Here is an 18,465-nt window from a genome sequence, read left to right as displayed (position 1 = left end):
CGGGGCCGGGGTCGGTACGGGGTCAGCCCTTCTCGGGCACGTTCGCGTCCTCCGCACCGATCGTGGTCGACGGGCCGTGCCCGGTGTTGACCACGGTCTCCGGCGGCAGGGACATCAGCCGCTTGCGGATCGACTCCACGATCGTCGGGAAGTCCGAGTACGACTTGCCGGTTGCGCCCGGGCCGCCCTCGAACAGGGTGTCGCCGCTGAACAGCACACCCAGCTGCGGGGCGTACAGGCACACCGCGCCGGGTGCGTGGCCGGGCGTGTGGATCACGGTCAGTTCCGTGCCCGCGACCTCGAAGGTCTCCCCGTCGGACAGCTCGCCGTCGGGCTCGCGGTCGGGGTGGGTCATGTCCCACAGCACACGGTCGTCAGGGTGCAGCAGGACCGGGGCGGCCATGGCGTCGCCCAGTTCCACCGCCGCGTTGACGTGGTCGTTGTGCCCGTGCGTGCACAGCACCGCGAGGATCTCGCGGTCGCCGACCGCCTCGATGATCGCGGCGGAGTCGTGCGGGGCGTCGATGACCACGACCTCGTCGTCGTCCCCGACGATCCAGACGTTGTTGTCCACGTCCCATGAACCGCCGTCCAGGGCGAAGACCCCGGAGGTCGTCAGGTGTTCCACTCGGGCGTCGCTCACAGCCGCACCACCGATCGCAGTACATCGCCGCGCTCCATGCGGGCGAAGGCGTCCTCGACGTCACCGAGGCCGATCTCCTCGGTGACGAATCCGTCCAGGTCGAGCCTGCCCTGCGTGTACAGGTCGACGAGCATCGGGAAGTCGCGCGAGGGCAGGCAGTCGCCGTACCACGACGACTTCAGTGCCCCTCCGCGGCCGAACACGTCGAGCAGCGGCAGCTCGATGCGCATGTCCGGGGTGGGCACCCCGACCAGCACGACCGTACCCGCGAGGTCGCGGGCGTAGAACGCCTGCTCGTAGGTCTGCGGCACGCCCACGGCGTCGATGACCACGTCGGCGCCGAAACCGCCCGTGAGCTCGCGGATCGCCTCGACCGGGTCGTTCTCGCGGGCGTTGACGGTGTGGGTGGCGCCGAACCCGCGGGCCCAGTCGAGCTTGCGGTCCTCGAGGTCCACGGCGATGATCCGGTCGGCCCCAGCGAGCCGGGAACCCGCCACGGCCGCGCTGCCCACGCCGCCGCACCCGATGACGGCCACGGAATCGCCGCGGCCGACCTCTCCGGTGTTGATGGCGGCGCCGATCCCGGCCATGATCCCGCAGCCCAACAGCCCCGCCGCCGCGGGGGAGGCCGACGGGTCGACCTTCGTGCACTGGCCCGCGGCCACGAGGGTCTTGTCGGCGAACGCCCCGATGCCGAGCGCGGGCTCGAGCTCGGTACCGTCCTCCAGCGTCATCTTCTGCTCGGCGTTGTGCGTGTCGAAGCAGTACTGCAGGCGCCCGCGCTTGCACGCACGACACTCACCGCACACCGCGCGCCAGTTGAGCACCACGTAGTCACCGGGACGGACGTGTGTGACGCCCTCGCCGACCGACTCGACCACACCCGCGGCCTCGTGCCCCAGCAGGAAGGGGTACTCGTCGTTGATCCCGCCCTCCCGGTAGTGCAGGTCGGTGTGGCAGACCCCGCACGCCTGGATGTCGACCACCGCCTCTCCCGGGCCCGGGTCGGGGATGACGATGGTGGTCAGTTCGACCGGTGCGCCCTTCGCGCGTGAGATCACACCTCGGACCTGTTGGGACATCTGCACACTCCCTGAGCTTCGGGGCCGGTGGCGGTGTCGGAGGGCACCGCGCTCCGGCTCACCCTGCCCCACCAGGCTCATGTGTGTCCAACATGTGGAACGACTGGGATTCACAACCCGGAGTCATCAATCGGATGCTCCTCGCCGAGCTGCTCGACGAACGCACGGGTCGCGGTGGAGAGCACGGCCGCCTCGGGCAGCGCCAGCGCCACCCTCCAACGGGTCCGCCCGGGCAACGTGACCCCGCGCAACCCCTCGGCCTGCGGTTTCTGTGTCACCGGCCGGGGGACCACGGCCACGCCCATGCGCCGGTGCACCAGGTCCAGCAAGGTGTACACGTCGTTGACCTGGAGGGCCACCGTCCGGGAGATGCGGAAGTCGGCGAACGCCCGGTCCGCGCAGTCGCGCGCGCCCCAACCGGGGTGCAGGTCGACGTACTCCTCGTGCTCCAGGGCCCCGGGGAGCTCGTCCTCGCCCACCACGTGGTCGGACGCGGTCAGCAGCATCAGGGGTTCTTCGGCGATCGGCAGGAGCCGTACCCCCTCGGCGCCGTGCAGGGTGCCCGCCACCAGCGCCGCGTCGAGGTGCCCCGTTCGTACTTGCTCCAGCAGGTGTCCGGTGGCCGCCTGCTGGAGGTTGACGGTGACGCCGGGGTGCCGGTCCCGGTACTTGTGCAGGAGCGGTGCGGCCTCCACTACGCCCATGCACTGTTCGGTGCCGAGCGACAGGGGGCCACGCACCTGCTGGTCGTCGGCGACCAGCTCGCGCAGCCCGTCGGCGGCGGCCAGGATGCGCTGGGCCTCGGCCAGGAGCAGCCGTCCGGTGGGGGTGGGGGTGACGCGCCGGGTGGTGCGCAGCAGGAGTTGGGTCCCCAGGTCGTTCTCCAGGGCCCGCACGGAAGCGGACAGTCCGGACTGGGTGATGTCGAGTCCCGCGGCGGCCCGGGTGAAGTGCTCTTCCTCGCAGACCGCAACAAAATGCCTCAGTTGTCGTAGCTCCACGCCGCGAACGATAGCCGTACGCGGTGCGTGCTCGGACGTAGTCGCCTCGCGCGACCGCCGGACCCGCCGGCGATGCGTGAGGTGCCGACACTTGCGTTCGTGAAGTGCCCGGGCCCCTCAGGCAGGCGCGTGCGCTGAGGCGGAAGCGCTCGGCGGCGGCGCGGGGGCGGTCCGGGCCGCCGCCGGACGTGGTCACGGGGGTCGGCGTCAGCCGCGCTCGCCGCCGGGCTTCCACAGGACCTCGTCCCCCTCGCCGGCGACGTGGCGCCCGAGGATGAACAGCAGGTCGGAGAGCCGGTTCAGGTACGTCGCGGTCAGGGGGTTGACGCTGTCGCCGTGCTCGGCGATCGCCGCCCACACCGACCGCTCCGCGCGGCGCACGACGGTGCGGGCCGAGTGGAAGAGCGCGACCGTGGGGGAACCGCCGGGCAGGATGAAGCTGCGGAGCTTGGGGAGGTCGGCGTTGTAGAGGTCGCAGGCCTCCTCCAGGCCGGTGACGTACTCCGGCAGGACCCGCAGCGGCGGGAACTCCGGGTTGTCGACCACCGGCGTGGACAGGTCCGCGCCCAGGTCGAACAGCTCGTTCTGCACACGCGTGAGCAGGGCCCGAACGTCGTCGGAGACCTCGCCGAGCGCCAGGGCCAGGCCGATCGCGGCGTTGGCCTCCTCGGCGTCGGCGTACCCCACCAGGCGGGTGTCGTTCTTGTCGGTGCGGCTCATGTCGCCGAGGGCCGTGGTGCCGTCGTCGCCGGTGCGCGTGTAGATCTTCGACAGCACGACGGGCTGGTCCGTGTCCTTCTTCGTCATGCCCCAACTCTAGATCTCCAGAGAAGAGCGCCCGATTTCCGGCCGTATCGGAAGGTTCCGGAGACAGAGGATAACTGTTCGATATCAGAGGGTGAAGGTGACGCAGGTCACTGATACATTGGGGCACATGGAAGCTACACAGAGTAGCTTTCGGCGGTGATCGCGCAAGTCCCGTGTGGTTGAGAAAGAGGGGGGCCACACGGGCCGCACAGCGCGAGGGGGAGACACCGCACGGCGGGCGGCGTGAAACCGGGGGGTTCACGCCGCCCGCCACTTCTGTGTCCGGGACATGCGGCGGGGCCGGGCCCCGCTCGGGACCCGGCCCCGGAACCCTGATCAGGGGCCGGCCCCCGGCATCACCGCAACCAGGCGTCGCCCTTGCGCGGCAGCTCCACCGGCTCGCGGTCGGCCATCGGGGTCACCCCGTTGACCGGGAGCGTGCTCTCGGCCAGTGTCTCCACACCGTGCGCGGCCGCGCCGGACAGATCCGCGACCGAGTCCCAGTTGACGTTCTCCAGGGTGTCGTCGGCCGTGTGGTAGTAGGGGTCGAACGGCTCACCCGCGGTCCCGCCGTACCACTCGGCCTGTTCCTCGGTCTTGGTGCCGTCGCCGCCGCTGAACAGGCCGCCGGAGGGCACTCCCTCCTCCATGAACGCGAAGTAGTCGCTGCGCCCGCTCAGCACGCCGGGCTCGTGCACCTGGTCCTGCGCGTCGAAGCCCTCCTCCAGGATCTCGGCGATCGCACCGGACCCGGGAGGCGCGTCCTGCGAGTCCTCCAGCTCCATACGCCCGTCGAGCACGAACCGCGCGTAGTTGTGCGAGCCGATCATGTCGAAGTTGAGGTACAGCGCGACCGCGTCGAGCTCCTCCTCGCTCAGGCCGGCCACGTACTCGTTGGACCCGGTCAGGCCCTCCTCCTCGGTGCCCCAGAAGGCGAAGCGCACCTTGTTCTCGGGCTGCTCCTGCTGCGCCATCTGGATCGCGGTCTCCAGCACGAAGCCGGTCCCGCTCGCGTTGTCGTTGATGCCCGGGCCGTCCTCGACGCTGTCCAGGTGCCCGCCGACCATCACCACGTTGTCGTCGGCGCCGCCCGCGGTCTCGGCGAGCACGCTGTAGGAGCTCTCCTCCGAGATCTCGGCGTCGACGGCGACCTCGAGCTCCAGCCCGTCGCCGGCCGCCAGCAGGTCGGCCCCGGCCAACCCGGACACACCCAGCGCCGGGATGTCCACGGGCTCCTCGACGGTGCCGAGGAACGACTCGTCCTCGTCGTTGACCACCAGGGCCGCGGAGGCGCCCGCGTCGGCGGCGTTGCGTACCTTGTCGCCGAACGCGCACTCCCCGCGCACCGTGATCGCCACGGCGCCCTCGGGGAAGTCGGCGAAGTCCTCGGCCGCGCAGCCGCCCGCCGGGTCGCCGTCCGCGACCGCCACCGCCGGGGCCGAGACCTCGCCCGACCCGGAGTACGACATCGTGTTGAAGTCCTCGTCCTCGACCAGCTCCACCTCGTCGGGGGCGGTCACACCCAGGACGGGATCGGACTGCTCACGCCAGAGTTCGTAGTCGTACTCGTCGCGCCAGGTCTCGTACCCCGCGCGCTGGAGCTGGTCCTCCACGTACAGCGCGGACACGTCGTAGCCGGGTGTGTTCGTGGCCCGGTTGCCGCCGTTGTACTCGGCGATCGTGGACAGGTTCTCCATGTGCCACCCGATCGCCTCGGCGGTGACCAGGTCGGAGAGCGCGGCCTCCGCCGGGATCTCGGCCGGAAGGCCCGGGTGCGGTGCGGTGAAGACCTCCGGCGGGGTCACGGCGGCCGCGTCGGTGGGGGTGGCCTGCTCATGGGGATCCGCCGTGTGGGCGGGTGCCCCCAGGGCCGGCGTGCTCGCGGTCAGGACCAGCGCGCCGGCCGCCGCTGCGGCGGCGAGGGACAGGCCCCTGGGGCCGGTCGTGGTCGCGGGCTCCGGTGCGGGTACTTGCACTCTCATCCTCCTGGGATGGGGCGCCCGCCCCGCACGGCTGTGACGGTGTTGGGGGACGGACACCATGGGCGCTGTCGGAGGAGGAAGCCTGTCACCGCGTACACGTGTTCGGCAAGGGGACCGTGCCCGCATTGCCACAACCAGCCAGGACCCTTACCTTCGCGATGGCCCTGTGGTTGGATGGACGGTCCGCCGCGGCCCGGAGCCGGTGCACGGCAGGGGTTCCCGACGCCGAGCGGGCTCGCCGGACGGACACCGACGGGCCGGTGTCACTCGTCCTCGTCCTCGTCGTCCTTCCACGACCGGTACTCCGCGCCGACCCCGCCCATGATCGCGATCCCGCGGATGTGCACGATCGGCACGTCCGGGTCGTTGCGCACCGGGGAGTCGCTGTCCACCCCGAACCCGCCCATGATCGGGATCCCGTGCACCCGTACCTCGACGTCGTAGGGAACGATGATGCCGATGCCGCCCATGAGGACGTTGCACCAGATCGTCGTCTCGCGCTGGGTGAACTTGGCGTTGCGCAGGTCCAGCTCGACGCCGCCCATGACCGCCGTGGCCACGTAGTGCCCGGGCAGGGTCCAGTCACCCGAACGGTTGGCCCCGCCCATGATCGCGATGGCGGCGGAGCTCGTGGGCTCGCCGTCCACCACCCGTCGGGAACCGCGTGAGGGACGCAGTGCCCCGGGGGAGGGCTGGGTCAGCGCGGACTCCGAGGGCGAGTCCGGGAGGTCCTCGGTGAGCGGAACCAGCTCGCCGACCGTCTTGGCGCGGTACGTCGACTCCAGGCGCTCGTTGTGCTCGTCGAGGTCCAGCCGGCCCTCGGCGAGCGCGTCGCGCAGTCGGTTCGCCACGGCGTCGCGGTCGGCGTCCGAGGCCCGCATCCGGTCGGGTCCTGGGGGATCTGTCTGGCTCACGTCTTCCACCATATGCCGATTCTGTCCGCCCCCGGCAGCCCACGCATCGGGGCCGACCCCTGACCTCACCCTGAGAACGGGCGGTTTCCGGTTCCGTGCCGGGGCCCTTCCACCCCGGAGCCCGCGTGCTCGGAACCGCGGCGCTCAGCCCTCCGGCAGTAACCCACGCCGGATCGCCTGCGAGACCGCCGCGGTCCGGTCACTGACCCCGAGCTTCTCGTACACACGCATCAAGTGGGTCTTGACCGTGGTCGCGCTGATGTGCAGGGCCCTGCCGACCGCCGCGTTGGTGCGCCCCTCGGCGGCCAGGCGCAGGACCTCGGTCTCACGCGGGGACAGGACCGGGGACTCGGGTTCCTGGCCGCGGCGCATACCCGTGAGCACCTTGCCGGCCAGGCGCCCGCTGAGCACCGTCTCGCCGCGGGCCGCGCTGCGCACCGACTCGGCCAGTTCTGCGCGCGGGGTGTCCTTGAGCAGGTAACCCGTGGCCCCCGCCTCGACCGCGCGCAGGATGTCGCGGTCGGTGTCGTAGGTGGTCAGCACCAACACGTGCACCTCGGGGGCCTCTTCCCGCAGGCGCGCCGTCGCCTCGGCGCCGTCCCCGCCGGGCATGCGCAGGTCCATGAGCACCACGTCCGGCCCGAGCTCGGCCACCCGCGCCACCGCCTCGGGGCCGGAGGCGGCCTCACCGACGATGGCGAGGTCGGGTTCGGCCTCCAGCATGCCCCGGATGCCCTCGCGCACCACGGGGTGGTCGTCCACCAGCAGGACCTTGATCATGGGGTCTCCCCGGGGCGTGGGGTGAGGGGTCGTGTGCCGTCCATCGTCTCTTCCGTTCCGTGCCGGGGCGCGCCCGCGGCGGTCTCCGTCTGCGTGCCTTCGTCGTTGTGTCGGCCTGCAGCCCCGGCGGTGCCGGAATCGGAGGCCGGTTCCGCGTCCTCGGGGTCCTCGGTCGCCAGGGACAGCCTCACGGTCGTGCCCTGCCCGGGATCGGACTCCACGTCGAGCACCCCGTTCAGGTCGAGCGCGCGCCGGCGCATGTTGGCCAGCCCGTTCCCGTGTCCGTTCCCGTTGCCGGGGTCGAACCCGCGGCCGTCGTCGCGCACCGTCAGCGAGACCCCTACGTCGGTGTGGGCCAACCGCACCCGCGCCGACCCGGCCCCGGAGTGCTTGCGCACGTTGGCCAGCGCCTCCTGAGCGGTGCGCAACAGGCACACCTGCGCGTCCCCGGGCAACGGCAGGCCGCTGCCCACGACCTCCGTGCAGATGGTGATGCCGAGCTCGGAACCCGAACGCTCGGCCAGGCGGGCCAGGGCCGCCTCCAGGTCGTCCTCCTCCAACGGGACCGGTCCGCGCGCGGCCACCATCGCCCGCGTCTCGGCGAGGTTGTCGGTCGCCGTCTCGCGCATGAGGGCCAGATGGCGCCGGGCCGCGGCGGGGTCGGAACCCATCTCCGACTCCACCGCCTGGGTGAGGGTGATGATGCTGGTGAACCCTTGGGCGAGCGTGTCGTGCATCTCGCGCGCCAGGTGCTCGCGTTCGGCCATCGCCCCGGCCTGTTCCGAGAGCCGGGTCGCCTCCGCCCGGCTCTCCCTCAGCTGCTCGATGAGCTCGGCGCGTTCCCAGCTCTGCTCGACAACCTTCTCGTACCACCGCGCGAGCCAGAACCCGAAGCCCGCGATCATCAGGTTGGCCGCGACCCCGGGCATGAGCTGGGCGGGTGGGGCCCCTTCGGCGACCCCCTGCACCACACTGGGGGCGACGAGCATGATCGCCAGCGCGAGGGCGCCGTAGACCGCGCCTCCGGTCATGAAACACAGCGGGGACAGCGCCAGTACCGCGAACCCCATGTTGTCGCTGAGCACGATGATGGTCGAGCAGATCGCCGCGACCACCAGCACGAACACCCGGGTCGGCGGGGTCCCGTGCTCGTCGTTGCGGTTGAGGCGGTGGGCCGCGAACCAGTACAGGGGAAGGAGCGTCGCCCCCAGCGCCGTGGCGATCCACAACCGCGGGCCGGGCTCGGTCGTCAGCGCGTTGAAGACGAGCAGGGCCGTGATCACGCCCGTGTAGTAGAGGTCCCACCCGCGGCCGATCTCCCAGGCGTGGACCTCGCCGCTCTCCCGCATCGCCGTCTCAGCCGTCCTTCCGTGTCTTCCACCGGAACGTGGCCAGTGTGACGACCAAGCCCACCACACACCACGTGCCCAGGGCCAGGGCGACCAGAGGCAGGTCCCACGACCCCGATACCTCCATCGAGGCCATCTCGTCGGGGAAGAAACCCGCGCGCAGCCCTTGGGCCATCCACAACAGCGGGAACAGCGCTGCGCCGTTGAAGACCCACTCCGGCAGTGCGGGCACGGGAACGAAGATGCCCGAGGTGAACTGCAGCAGCAGGAACGGCACGATGATCACCGCCGACGCCGCCTGGGCCGTACGCGCAAGGGAGCTGGCGGCCAGGCCCAGGAGCGCGCAGGCGACCGTCCCGAGCACGAAGACCCATCCCACGGTCACCCAGGACTCCGCGCCGGACGGCAGGGCCGCGTCGAAGAAGAGCACGGCCACGCCCAACAGGAGAGCCACCTGGCCCACCGCCAGGAACAGCACCAGCACCGTCTTGCCGATGAAGTACGAGGCCGGCGGCAGGGGCGTGCCCCGCAGGCGGCGCAGCCCGCCCTGGTCGCGTTCGGTGGCCACCGCCACGCCCAGGGTCTGGAAGCTCACCGACATGAGCCCCATCGCGATGAGCCCGGGCAGGTAGTAGTCCACGGCGCTCATGTTGATGTCGAACATGTCGTCGAAGATCACGGCGAAGAAGAGCAGGATCAGCGCGGGCATGGAGAACGTGAAGATCATGCTCTCCCACTCGCGCACGAACGACCGGATCTCCACGATGCCCCGGCTCAGGCCCAGGCGGAACGTGCCGGGGAGGCGGGTGGAACGTTCGGGGGCGGGACGGGCGGGGTTCGTGGGGTTGGTCGTGGGCGCGTTCATGCCGGGACCTCCGTCCGGTCGTCCTCGATCAGGCCGAGGTAGATCTCCTCGAGGGTCGGGCGGTGCACGGTCAGTTCCGGGACCTCGCCGTCGAACCGGGACGCCACCTCGCCGACCGTCCGCGTGGGTGTGTCGGTGGCGATTTCTTGGCGGCGGCCGTCCTCGAACCAGCGCACGGTCGCCCGCGCGGCGGCGCGTCCGCCCAGGTCGGCGGGGGTGTCCAGGGCCCGGACCCGGCCGCCGGCGACCACGCACACCCGGTCGGCGAGGGCCTCGGCCTCCTCCAGGTAGTGCGTGGTGAGCACGATCGTGGTGCCGCCGCCGGCGAGGTCACGGATCAGTTCCCAGAAGTCCCGTCGCGCCTCGGGATCGAAACCGGTGGTCGGTTCGTCGAGGAAGAGCAGTTCGGGGCGGCCGATCATGCCCAGGGCCACGTCCAGGCGGCGCCGCTGTCCGCCGGAGAGCACATCGGGCAGGGCGCCGGCCTTCTCGGCGAGGCCCACGCGCTCGACGACCTCGTCGGGGTCGGCGGGGGAGGGGTAATAACCCGCGAAGTGGCGGACCAGGTCCCGGACGGGGACCCTCGGGGTCATGGTCTCCTTCTGCCAGACCACCCCGATCCGGGCCCGCCAGCGGCGACCCGCCCGGCCGGGGTCCTCGCCCAGCACGCGCACGGTGCCGGAGTCGCGGTGGCGGAACCCCTCGAGGATCTCGACGGTCGTGGACTTGCCCGCGCCGTTGGGGCCGAGGAAGGAGAAGATCTCGCCGCGGGGGACCCTCAGGTCCACCCCTGCGACGGCGTGTGTGCTGCCGTAACTCTTGCGGAGGTCGGTGACCTCGATCGCCGTTTCGTCCATGCTCCGACCCTCCCGCGCGGCGAGCGGCGGGGGTATCGGCCGTGCGGGCGCCGGGGGTCCTCCGGTCGGTGGACCCCCGGGGCGGCCGGGCGGACGGAGAGGGCGGGAAGGAGGGGCCGGGGACCGGCGCTAGAAGAGGCGCAGGACGTCGGGTTCGATGCCGCGCAGTTCCTCGTAGTCGAGCACCACACAGCGGATCCCGCGGTCCTCGGCGAGCACGCGGGCCTGCGGCTTGATCTCCTGGGCGGCGAAGACACCGGTGACCGGGGCGAGGGTCGAGTCGCGGTTGAGCAGCTCCAGGTACCGGGTCAGCTGCTCCACGCCGTCGATGTCGCCGCGGCGCTTGAGCTCGACCGCGACCGTGGCGTTGTCGGCGTCGCGGCACAGGATGTCGACCGGCCCGATCGCCGTCGGGTACTCGCGGCGGATGAGTGTGTACCCGTCGCCGAGCGTGGTGATGTGCTCGGCCAGCAGCTCCTGGAGGTGGGACTCCACCCCGTCCTTCTGCAACCCGGGGTCCTTGCCCAGCTCGTGGGAGGAGTCGTGCATGATCTCCTCCATCGTGAGCACGAGCTTCTCACCCGACTTGCTGTGCGTGACGGTCCAGACGTCGGGGCCGTCGTCGACGGTCTCCTCGAGGACCTTGCACGGCGGGTTCATCCAGTTCAGAGGCTTGAAGGCCCGGTCATCGGCATGGACGGACACGCTCCCGTCGGCCTTGATGAGGATCAGCCGGGGAGCCATCGGCAGGTGGGCGGTGAGACGGCCGACGTAGTCGACACTGCACCGCGCGATCACGAGACGCACGGGAGGCAACGTTACCGCCTCCGCGGGGCGCTCGAGGGCGGTTCCGGGGGCCCGCCGGGGTCGCCCTTCCCACGCCGGCGCGGGGTGCGACGGGGGTGGTGCGGCGTCGGAGGCGTGAACAGGGCCGGGCTCCGAGCAGTTCGGGCACTCCCGTGCACACGCTGGCACTGGGTGCCCTCTAGGGTGGGGCCCATGGTGCAGGAATTTGACAAGGTCGGAGTCGTCGGACTCGGCACGATGGGCGCGGGCATCGCCGAGGTGTTCGCCCGCGCGGGATTCAACGTCGTCGGTGTGGAGATCGACCAGGCCGCCCTCGACCGCGGCAAGGGCCACCTCGACAAGTCCCTCTCGAAGGCGGTGAGCAAGGGCAAGATCAGCGAGGAGGAGCGCGCTGAGATCGACGGGCGTCTGACGTTCACCTCCTCGCGTGAGGACCTCTCGGACGCGGACTTCGTCGTGGAGGCCGTCCCCGAGAGCATCGCGATCAAGCGGGACGTCTTCGGTGACCTGGACCGGATCTGCCCTCCCGGCACGATCCTGGCCACCAACACCTCCTCGCTGTCGGTCACCGAGATCGCCGCGCTCACCGGGCGTGCGGACAAGGTCGTGGGGCTCCACTTCTTCAACCCCGCCCCCGTCATGAAGCTGGCGGAGGTCATCACGACGGTCTCCACCAGTGAGGAGACCGTCGACGTGGTCACCGAGGTCGCCAAGCGCATCGGCAAGACCCCGATCGCCGTGGGCGACCGCGCGGGCTTCGTCGCCAACGCGCTCCTGGTGCCCTACATCAACGACGCCATCAAGCTGTACGAGCGCAGGATCGCCTCGCGCGAGGAGATCGACTCCGCCGTCCAGAAGGCCGCCGGGCTGCCCATGGGCCCGCTCACCCTCGCCGACATGGTGGGCCTGGACGTGTGCCTGGCCGTCATGGACGTGCTCTGGGACGAGTACCGCGACCCGCGTTACGTCGCCTCCCCGCTGCTGCGCCGGATGGTCGCCGCCGGGCACTACGGGCGCAAGTCCGGCCAGGGCTTCTACGCCGGCAAGGACGAGGCCGCCGAGCCGCAGCCCGAGGGCCGGTTCGCGCAGATGGTGCGCGAGGAGGACATGCTCGACCTGGGCGAGATGCTCGTGGCCCCGCAGATCGACGACGCGATGCGCATGATCGGCGACGCCTACGCCACCGCCGAGGACATCGACACCGCCATGCGTTTCGGCTGCGGTTACCCCAAGGGCCCCACGGAGCTTTTGGCCGACCGCGGTGCGACCCCCGTCGTCGCGACCCTGATGGCGATGGGCGAGTACAGCCTCACCACCGTCGCCGCGCCCGCGCCGCTGCTGGTGGACCGCATGCCCGACGCCGAGGACGAGGTCCAGGGCCACGGCGGCGGCTGCGCCTGCCACGGCTGAGGCCTCCTCGGAGCTGACCGAACGATCCGGTGGCCGTCGTCCCGCGGGGCGGCGGCCACCGTCGTGCGCGGGGCCCGTGAACGGCGGTCCCCACCGCCGTCGTCCACAGGCGGAAGGGCCGTGTTGGCAGCCACCGGTCGATCTCTTCTACCCTTGAACGGTGAGTCCGCGCCGAAACTCCCCCCGACGCAAGTCCTCCCGGGGCAAGAACAACAACGCCTCCGGCGTCCCCGACGAGGACGCCCTCATGCTGCGTGTCACCGGTGGCCAACGACGTGAGAACGGACCCGACGGGGAGTGGGTGACGCGCCGGATCCCCGGTGCCTCGGCCACCAAGCCCTACCGCTGTCCCGGGTGCGCCCAGATGGTCCCGGTGGGCATGGCCCACATCGTGGCCTGGCGCCCGTACGGCGACGGGGGCGACCGCCGCCACTGGCACTCCTCCTGTTGGGACCGGCGTTCGCGCCGTTCTCCCCGTTACTGAACCCGAGCCGTCCCGACGACACCCGAGGAACCATGGAGATCAGAGCCACCACGGTGCTGCCCGCCGAGCGCCGTGAGATCACCCTGCACACCGCCGACGGTCTGGAGCTCATCGGTGAGCTCGCGCTGCCGCCGGACGGCCGGGCGCCGGTCGCGACCCTGCTGACGCTGCACCCGCTGCCCACGGCCGAGGGCATGATGGACAGCCACGTGCTGCGCAAGGCCTCCTTCCGGCTTCCGGCGCTGGCCGACGTCGCGGTGCTGCGGTTCAACACCCGCGGGACGAGCTCGCGCCACGGCACCAGCCAGGGCGAGTTCGGCGAGGGTGAGACCGAGAAGCACGACGTGATGGCCGCGATCGAGTTCACCGAGTTCGAGGGCCTGCCCGCGCCGTGGCTCGTCGGGTGGTCGTTCGGTACCGAGCTCGCCCTCAAGTGGGGATGCGACCCGCAGATCGAGGGCGCGATGCTGCTGTCGCCGCCGCTGCACCGCGCGGACGAGGCCGACATGAAGGTGTGGGCGGACTCCGGCAAGCCCGTCGTCGCGCTCGTGCCCGAGCACGACGACTTCCTGCAGCCCGAGGAGGCCGCGCGGCGGTTCGAGCCGCTGACGCAGGCCGAGATCATCGGCGTCGACGGCGCCAAGCACCTGTGGGTCGGGGAGCCGTACGTGCGCCGCGTGCTCGACGAGATCGTCAAGCGCGTCAACCCCGACGCCCACCCGCTGCCCACCGAGTGGGACGGCCCGTACGAGCGGGACGTGCAGCCCCCGCGCTGATCGTTCCCCCGAACACCTGAGGGTCGTAGGGCCTCCACGGGCGCCCCCGGAATGCGTGGGGTCGAAGAGCTTTCGCGGCTGGGACACCCCTGGACGTGTGAGGCGTGTGCGGCAGGCGGAATGCCGCGGGACATGTACGCGAGGGCCGTAGAGCCCACGCGGGTGGTGGGTTCCTCCTGCACGCGTGAGAGGTGCCCTTGGCATACGCGGGATGTCGTAGAGCTTTTGCGGGTGGGGGCGCCCCCTGGCATGCGCGAGGCCGTAGAGCTTTTGCGGTCGGGACGTCTCAGGACACGTGAGGGTCGTAGGGCCCTCGGCGACCCACGCACAGAGGACGCACGCGAACCCTTGTGAGTGGGACGTCCCGGGACGTGTGAGGTGTGTTTGCCGCTCTTACGAGGCGCGCAGAACGCCGCGGGACGTGTACCCGAGGGCCGTGAGAACCTACGCGGCTGGGTGCCTCTCGAACACGTGAGGGCCGAAGGGCCGGTGGGAGACGCCCAACGCGCAAGGAAACCCTTGCACGTTGGGCATCCCAGGACACCTGAGATGCGCGAGGCATGCCGCGCAGCGTGAACGTGCGAGGGCCGTAGAACCCACGCGGTGGTGGTTCCCCTGCACACGTGAGGTCCAGAACACGCGAGGGCAGGCCGTAGAGCTTTCGCGGACGGGCACCACACGGAACGCGCGGCGTCGGCGTGGGGTCCGCAGGTGGCGTGCAGGTGTGTTCGGGCCGGTCCCGACGCCCGTCGCCCGTCACCGCCGTACCCCCGTCATGCGCCTGGGAACGCCGGACCGCTCGCCCGGTCCGGCCCCCGTTCCGCCTCGTCGCATCCCCGCTCCGGGGCGTGAGCGTGTCCCGTCTGCCCAGGCCGAGCCAGTGGCCGTCCCTCGTGCTCAGGACGCCGCCCGAGAGACGCCATGCGCCCCCGTGGGACCGGTCCGGGCCGAGTTCCACCACTGCTTCCACCACTGCGCCGGGCACCCCGCACATGAAGCGGCCCCGGGGTCCGCGTGATGCGTCCCCCGGGGCCACCGGGTTTCAGGCGCTGAGGCCGATGCCGGGGTCCGGCACCCTGCCTCCTACTCCTGCCACCAGTCCTCGTCCTCGTCGGCCTCGCTGCCCTTGCCGGCGGCGGCCGGCTGGCGCGGCTCCTCCTGGGCGGCGGGAGCCGGAGCGGCGGGCGCGGGCTCGGCCTGCGCCGGCTGCTGCTCGGCGGACTCGGGGATCGCGGCCTGCTCCGGAGCGGCCCCCACGGCGGGTGCACCGCCGGCCGGGGCGCCGCCACCGCCACCCAGCAGCTGGCGCAGCTGCTGCAGGTGCGACTGGATGCTGTCGCGCTGGCGGTTGAGCTCGTCGACCTCCTTCTTGGCGGCCGTGTGGATCCGGTTGGCCTCGGCCTTGGCGTCGCTCACCGCGTGCTCGGCCTTGGACTTGGCCTCCGCCTCGATCTGGGACGCGTTCTTCTTCGCGTTCCCGACGAGCTGCTTGGCGTTGTTCTCGGCCTCGCGGCGGGTCTGCTCGGCCTGCGAGCTGGCCTTGGTGGCCCGCTGCTCGGCGCTGGCGGCACGCTCCTCGGCCTCGTTGACCATCTTCTGGGTCGCGGCCTGCGCCGCGGCCAGACGCTCGGCGTCCTGGCGCTCGGCCTCCGCACGGCGGTCGGTGAGCTGGAGCTCGAACTGGTCCTCGGCCTCGGTCCGGCGCGCCTCCGACTCGGCGAAGGCCCGCTCGGCGTTCTTGCGCAGCTCCTCGGCCTGGCTCTTGGCGGACTGGATCGTCTCGTCGCGCTCACGCTTGGCGGCGGCACGGGCCTGAGCGCACTCGCGCTCGGTGGTCGTGCGCAGCTTGGCGATCTCACCCTCGAAAGTGGCGCGCTTCTCGGCGATCTCGTGGTCGACGGCAGAACGCTTCTTCTGGACCTCGCGCTCGGTCGTGGAGGTCAGCTCGTCCGCCTCGCGACGGGCGGTGGTGCTGATCTCCTCGGCCTCGGACTCGGCCGTCTGCCGCATCTCGTCGGACTCGCGCTGTGCGACGGCGCGCGTCTCGGTCGCCTCGGATTCGGCGGCCGCGCGCATCTCGGCGGCCTCGATCTTGGCGGCCGAACGGATGTCGTTGGCGTCGATCTGGGCGCTCTGCACGAGCTCGTTGGCCTGCTCCTCGGCCAGGCGCAGGAGCTCCTCGATGCGCGAGCCCAGACCGGAGTAGGACGGACGCTCCCGCTCGGCGAGCTGCCGGTTCTTCGCGGTGAGGTCGCCCTTGTACTTGTCGGCCTTCTCGTTGGCCTGCTTCACCTCGGCACGCAGGCTCTCCAGGTAGTCCGTCACCTGGTTGCGGTCGAAGCCACGCAACACCACGTCGAATTCTGGCGGGGCGTTGTCCTCGTCGAAAATGTTGTTGAGCTGGGCGTCGATGTTGTTTGAGGGCATGTGGCGGAATCCTGAACGGGTGCGAGACGGCTACTTGTGAACGGCCGGGGACGGGGTCGGAGGGCTGCTGGGCTGCTCTCCCCGCTGGACGGACCGACCCCGCGGGGCCGGCCAACGTGAATACGCCGGGCACGTGCTGCGGCTGACCCGGTTCGACCTGTCCGATCCGGCCCTCGGGGGCGCGGACCGACACCGGTGGTCGAATCCAGCTTCTGAAATGTGCTCGGCGGACAGTCGGCCTGCTGCGCCGCTCGCGACGGACGGCGACCGCCGAACACACCTTCGGCGACTTTATCAAGGGCGGGGCCCGTGAGAAGAGGCTTTCGGCCAACTTCCGGTGGTGTCTGAGGTCAGCCACACCTTCGCCATCGAACCTGTGATGAGTCCGGAACGCCCCCGTGATGCGGGCGTGTCGCGCAAGCCGGTCAGTGGGCGTTCTGTACCAGTTCGGTCAGCACGCCCCCGCAGTCCTTGGGGTGCAGGAACACGATGCTGGAACCGGCGGTCCCGCGCCGCGGTTCGGCGTCCAGGACGCGCACCCCGGTCCCTCCGACCTCCTGCGCGGACCCGGCCACGTCCGCGGTCCCGAACGCGATGTGGTGCACCCCTTCACCGTTGCGGTCGAGGAACTTGGCGACGGGGGAGTCCTCACGGGTCGGCTCGAGAAGTTGCAGATATGTTGCACCACCGTCGTCCGTGCCGTTGATCCGGAGCATGGCCTCCCGGACGCCCTGTTCCTCGTTCACCTCCTCGTGCTCGACCTCGAACCCGTACGTGCGGCGGTACAGGTCGATGGACGCGTCGAGGTCGCGGCAGGCGATACCGACGTGGTCCAGGCGGGTCAGGCCGCTGAAGGGGACGCCGGGCGTGGGTGCGGTGCTCAAGATGAACCTCCCGATGGTCGCGGTAGGGGGTCTGGGTATGGTTGCAGACCAGGTGCGACACCCATCACTTGGAGGCCAGTAACCATGCCCGGTTCCGTCATCGTCGGTGGGGCCCGGACCCCCACCGGCCGACTCCTCGGCTCCCTCGCCGGGTTCTCCGCCGCCGACCTGGGCGGCTTCGCGATCGAGGCCGCCCTGGAGCGCGCCGGGATCAGCGGTGAACAGGTCGGGTACGTGGTCATGGGACAGGTGCTCCAGGCGGGCGCCGGCCAGATCCCCTCCCGCCAGGCCGCCGTGAAGGCCGGCATCCCCATGGACGTCCCCTCGGTGACGGTCAACAAGGTGTGCCTGTCCGGCCTGGACGCGATCGCGCTCGCCGACCAGCTCATCAGCGCGGGCGAGTTCGACGTGGTCGTCGCGGGCGGCATGGAGTCGATGACCAACGCCCCCCACCTGCTTCCCAAGTCCCGCAAGGGTTACAAGTACGGTGCGATCGAGGTCCTGGACGCGACCGAGCACGACGGGCTCACCGACGCCTTCGAGGGCGACTCGATGGGCGCCTCCACCGAGCGCCACAACGGCAAGCTCGGCATCGGCCGTCCCGAGCAGGACGCCTTCGCCGCCCGGTCCCACCAGCGGGCCGCCGCCGCCCAGGACAAGGGCTTCTTCGACGACGAGATCGTGCCGGTGGAGATCCCCCAGCGCAAGGGCGACCCGGTGGTCTTCGACCGCGACGAGGGCGTGCGCGCCGACACCACCGCCGAGGGCCTGGCCAAGCTGCGCCCGGCCTTCGACCGCGAGGGCACCATCACCGCCGGTTCCTCCTCGCAGATCTCCGACGGCGCCGCCGCCGTGGTCGTGATGAGCCGCGCCAAGGCCGAGGAGCTGGGTGCGCCCGTGCTGGCCGAGATCGGTGCGCACGGCAACGTCGCCGGCCCGGACAACTCCCTGCACTCCCAGCCCTCGAACGCGATCAAGCACGCGCTGGGCAAGGCGGGCAAGGGCGTGGCCGACCTCGACCTGGTCGAGATCAACGAGGCCTTCGCCGCGGTCGGGCTCAGGTCGACCGAGGAGCTCGGTATCTCCGACGAGATCGTCAACGTCAACGGCGGCGCCATCGCGATCGGCCACCCCATCGGTGCGTCCGGCGCCCGGATCGCGCTGCACCTGGTGCACGAGCTGCGCCGGCGCGGCGGCGGCACGGGCGCTGCCGCCCTGTGCGGCGGTGGCGGCCAGGGTGACGCCCTGCTGTTCACGGTCCCGGGCGAGTAGACCCCCGGACGTCCGACGCTCCCTGCGCGGGCGCTGCCCCACCCGGCGGCGCCCGCGCGCCGCGTGGCACCACCGGGCCCACGCACCCATCCGCGGCCGGGCGGAGACCCCGTCCCGTGCCCGCC

At 71.3% G+C, this 18,465-nt stretch carries 17 protein-coding genes; 4 read left to right on the top strand and 13 right to left on the bottom strand.

Annotated features, from left to right (window positions below; all coding sequences use genetic code 11):
* Nucleotides 1-22: 22 nt before the first annotated feature.
* The 11 genes from IDM40_RS22780 to nucS all read right to left on the bottom strand — a co-directional run bounded on the left by IDM40_RS22780 (nucleotide 23) and on the right by nucS (nucleotide 11,087).
* Complete coding sequence (locus IDM40_RS22780) at nucleotides 23-643, bottom strand: MBL fold metallo-hydrolase (protein ID WP_193124088.1); 621 nt, start codon at nucleotides 641-643, stop codon at nucleotides 23-25.
* Nucleotides 640-1,725 carry an S-(hydroxymethyl)mycothiol dehydrogenase gene (locus IDM40_RS22775; protein WP_193124087.1) on the bottom strand — a complete coding sequence of 362 codons (1,086 nt, stop codon included), beginning with the start codon at nucleotides 1,723-1,725 and terminating at the stop codon, nucleotides 640-642. Before IDM40_RS22775 ends, IDM40_RS22780 begins: the two co-directional genes overlap by 4 nt.
* Nucleotides 1,726-1,835: 110 nt before the next feature.
* Nucleotides 1,836-2,726, bottom strand: coding sequence for a LysR substrate-binding domain-containing protein (locus tag IDM40_RS22770; protein WP_328807102.1), 891 nt, complete (start codon nucleotides 2,724-2,726; stop codon nucleotides 1,836-1,838).
* Between the two features lie 207 nt (nucleotides 2,727-2,933).
* Nucleotides 2,934-3,533 carry a cob(I)yrinic acid a,c-diamide adenosyltransferase gene (locus tag IDM40_RS22765; RefSeq protein ID WP_193124086.1) on the bottom strand — a complete coding sequence of 200 codons (600 nt, stop codon included), beginning with the start codon at nucleotides 3,531-3,533 and terminating at the stop codon, nucleotides 2,934-2,936.
* 356 nt (nucleotides 3,534-3,889) lie between these two features.
* Complete coding sequence (locus IDM40_RS22760) at nucleotides 3,890-5,515, bottom strand: M20/M25/M40 family metallo-hydrolase (RefSeq protein WP_216631178.1); 1,626 nt, start codon at nucleotides 5,513-5,515, stop codon at nucleotides 3,890-3,892.
* 263 nt (nucleotides 5,516-5,778) lie between these two features.
* Nucleotides 5,779-6,441: a DUF1707 SHOCT-like domain-containing protein gene (locus IDM40_RS22755; protein ID WP_193124084.1), complete on the bottom strand. Its 663-nt coding sequence runs from the start codon at nucleotides 6,439-6,441 to the stop codon at nucleotides 5,779-5,781.
* Nucleotides 6,442-6,573: 132 nt separating this feature from the next.
* Complete coding sequence (locus tag IDM40_RS22750; RefSeq protein ID WP_193124083.1) at nucleotides 6,574-7,209, bottom strand: response regulator transcription factor; 636 nt, start codon at nucleotides 7,207-7,209, stop codon at nucleotides 6,574-6,576.
* Nucleotides 7,206-8,558, bottom strand: a complete 1,353-nt coding sequence (locus IDM40_RS22745; protein ID WP_193124082.1) for a sensor histidine kinase — start codon at nucleotides 8,556-8,558, stop codon at nucleotides 7,206-7,208. The genes IDM40_RS22750 and IDM40_RS22745 overlap by 4 nt, the downstream gene beginning before the upstream one ends.
* Nucleotides 8,559-8,565: 7 nt before the next feature.
* Nucleotides 8,566-9,423: an ABC transporter permease gene (locus IDM40_RS22740; protein WP_193124081.1), complete on the bottom strand. Its 858-nt coding sequence runs from the start codon at nucleotides 9,421-9,423 to the stop codon at nucleotides 8,566-8,568.
* Nucleotides 9,420-10,280 (bottom strand): ABC transporter ATP-binding protein, encoded by an 861-nt coding sequence (locus IDM40_RS22735; RefSeq protein ID WP_193124080.1) that lies wholly within the window; start codon nucleotides 10,278-10,280, stop codon nucleotides 9,420-9,422. Before IDM40_RS22735 ends, IDM40_RS22740 begins: the two co-directional genes overlap by 4 nt.
* Nucleotides 10,281-10,409: 129 nt before the next feature.
* Nucleotides 10,410-11,087 carry an endonuclease NucS gene (gene nucS, locus IDM40_RS22730; protein ID WP_193124079.1) on the bottom strand — a complete coding sequence of 226 codons (678 nt, stop codon included), beginning with the start codon at nucleotides 11,085-11,087 and terminating at the stop codon, nucleotides 10,410-10,412.
* A gap of 192 nt (nucleotides 11,088-11,279) precedes the next feature.
* On the opposite strand from nucS, the gene IDM40_RS22725 reads away from it, so the two are divergent.
* The 3 genes from IDM40_RS22725 (at nucleotide 11,280) to IDM40_RS22715 (ending at nucleotide 13,757) form a co-directional block, all read left to right on the top strand.
* The gene (locus IDM40_RS22725) at nucleotides 11,280-12,497 is read left to right on the top strand and encodes a 3-hydroxyacyl-CoA dehydrogenase (protein ID WP_193124078.1); all 1,218 of its coding nucleotides are present in this window, start codon (nucleotides 11,280-11,282) and stop codon (nucleotides 12,495-12,497) included.
* 160 nt (nucleotides 12,498-12,657) lie between these two features.
* Nucleotides 12,658-12,981 carry an ATP/GTP-binding protein gene (locus tag IDM40_RS22720; protein ID WP_193124077.1) on the top strand — a complete coding sequence of 108 codons (324 nt, stop codon included), beginning with the start codon at nucleotides 12,658-12,660 and terminating at the stop codon, nucleotides 12,979-12,981.
* Between the two features lie 32 nt (nucleotides 12,982-13,013).
* Nucleotides 13,014-13,757, top strand: a complete 744-nt coding sequence (locus tag IDM40_RS22715) for an alpha/beta hydrolase (RefSeq protein ID WP_193124076.1) — start codon at nucleotides 13,014-13,016, stop codon at nucleotides 13,755-13,757.
* A gap of 1,083 nt (nucleotides 13,758-14,840) precedes the next feature.
* Here IDM40_RS22715 and IDM40_RS22710 read toward each other — a convergent pair.
* Nucleotides 14,841-16,184, bottom strand: coding sequence for a DivIVA domain-containing protein (locus IDM40_RS22710; RefSeq protein WP_193124075.1), 1,344 nt, complete (start codon nucleotides 16,182-16,184; stop codon nucleotides 14,841-14,843).
* Nucleotides 16,185-16,609: 425 nt separating this feature from the next.
* The gene (mce, locus tag IDM40_RS22705; protein WP_193124074.1) at nucleotides 16,610-17,068 is read right to left on the bottom strand and encodes a methylmalonyl-CoA epimerase; all 459 of its coding nucleotides are present in this window, start codon (nucleotides 17,066-17,068) and stop codon (nucleotides 16,610-16,612) included.
* A gap of 84 nt (nucleotides 17,069-17,152) precedes the next feature.
* Here mce and IDM40_RS22700 point away from each other — a divergent pair, with 84 nt between their 5' ends.
* On the top strand, nucleotides 17,153-18,340 hold the full coding sequence (locus IDM40_RS22700) for an acetyl-CoA C-acetyltransferase (protein WP_193124073.1): 1,188 nt from the start codon (nucleotides 17,153-17,155) through the stop codon (nucleotides 18,338-18,340).
* Nucleotides 18,341-18,465: the final 125 nt, after the last annotated feature.

Origin of the sequence: Nocardiopsis coralli, assembly GCF_014892575.1 — a bacterium.
Lineage (GTDB): Bacteria > Actinomycetota > Actinomycetes > Streptosporangiales > Streptosporangiaceae > Nocardiopsis > Nocardiopsis coralli.
The sequence above is the reverse complement of the archived record's forward strand: the minus strand, read 5'-3'. Positions and strand labels throughout refer to the sequence as shown.

What these genes read in the sequence shown, in the direction of transcription:
- IDM40_RS22775 (WP_193124087.1), bottom strand. Translation starts at nt 1,725, where the DNA reads ATGTCCCAACAGGTCCGAGGTGTGATCTCACGCGCGAAGGGCGCACCG.
- IDM40_RS22765 (WP_193124086.1), bottom strand. Translation starts at nt 3,533, where the DNA reads ATGACGAAGAAGGACACGGACCAGCCCGTCGTGCTGTCGAAGATCTAC.
- IDM40_RS22760 (WP_216631178.1), bottom strand. Translation starts at nt 5,515, where the DNA reads ATGAGAGTGCAAGTACCCGCACCGGAGCCCGCGACCACGACCGGCCCC.
- IDM40_RS22755 (WP_193124084.1), bottom strand. Translation starts at nt 6,441, where the DNA reads ATGGTGGAAGACGTGAGCCAGACAGATCCCCCAGGACCCGACCGGATG.
- IDM40_RS22750 (WP_193124083.1), bottom strand. Translation starts at nt 7,209, where the DNA reads ATGATCAAGGTCCTGCTGGTGGACGACCACCCCGTGGTGCGCGAGGGC.
- IDM40_RS22745 (WP_193124082.1), bottom strand. Translation starts at nt 8,558, where the DNA reads ATGCGGGAGAGCGGCGAGGTCCACGCCTGGGAGATCGGCCGCGGGTGG.
- IDM40_RS22740 (WP_193124081.1), bottom strand. Translation starts at nt 9,423, where the DNA reads ATGAACGCGCCCACGACCAACCCCACGAACCCCGCCCGTCCCGCCCCC.
- IDM40_RS22735 (WP_193124080.1), bottom strand. Translation starts at nt 10,280, where the DNA reads ATGGACGAAACGGCGATCGAGGTCACCGACCTCCGCAAGAGTTACGGC.
- IDM40_RS22725 (WP_193124078.1), top strand. Translation starts at nt 11,280, where the DNA reads ATGGTGCAGGAATTTGACAAGGTCGGAGTCGTCGGACTCGGCACGATG.
- IDM40_RS22715 (WP_193124076.1), top strand. Translation starts at nt 13,014, where the DNA reads ATGGAGATCAGAGCCACCACGGTGCTGCCCGCCGAGCGCCGTGAGATC.
- IDM40_RS22710 (WP_193124075.1), bottom strand. Translation starts at nt 16,184, where the DNA reads ATGCCCTCAAACAACATCGACGCCCAGCTCAACAACATTTTCGACGAG.
- IDM40_RS22700 (WP_193124073.1), top strand. Translation starts at nt 17,153, where the DNA reads ATGCCCGGTTCCGTCATCGTCGGTGGGGCCCGGACCCCCACCGGCCGA.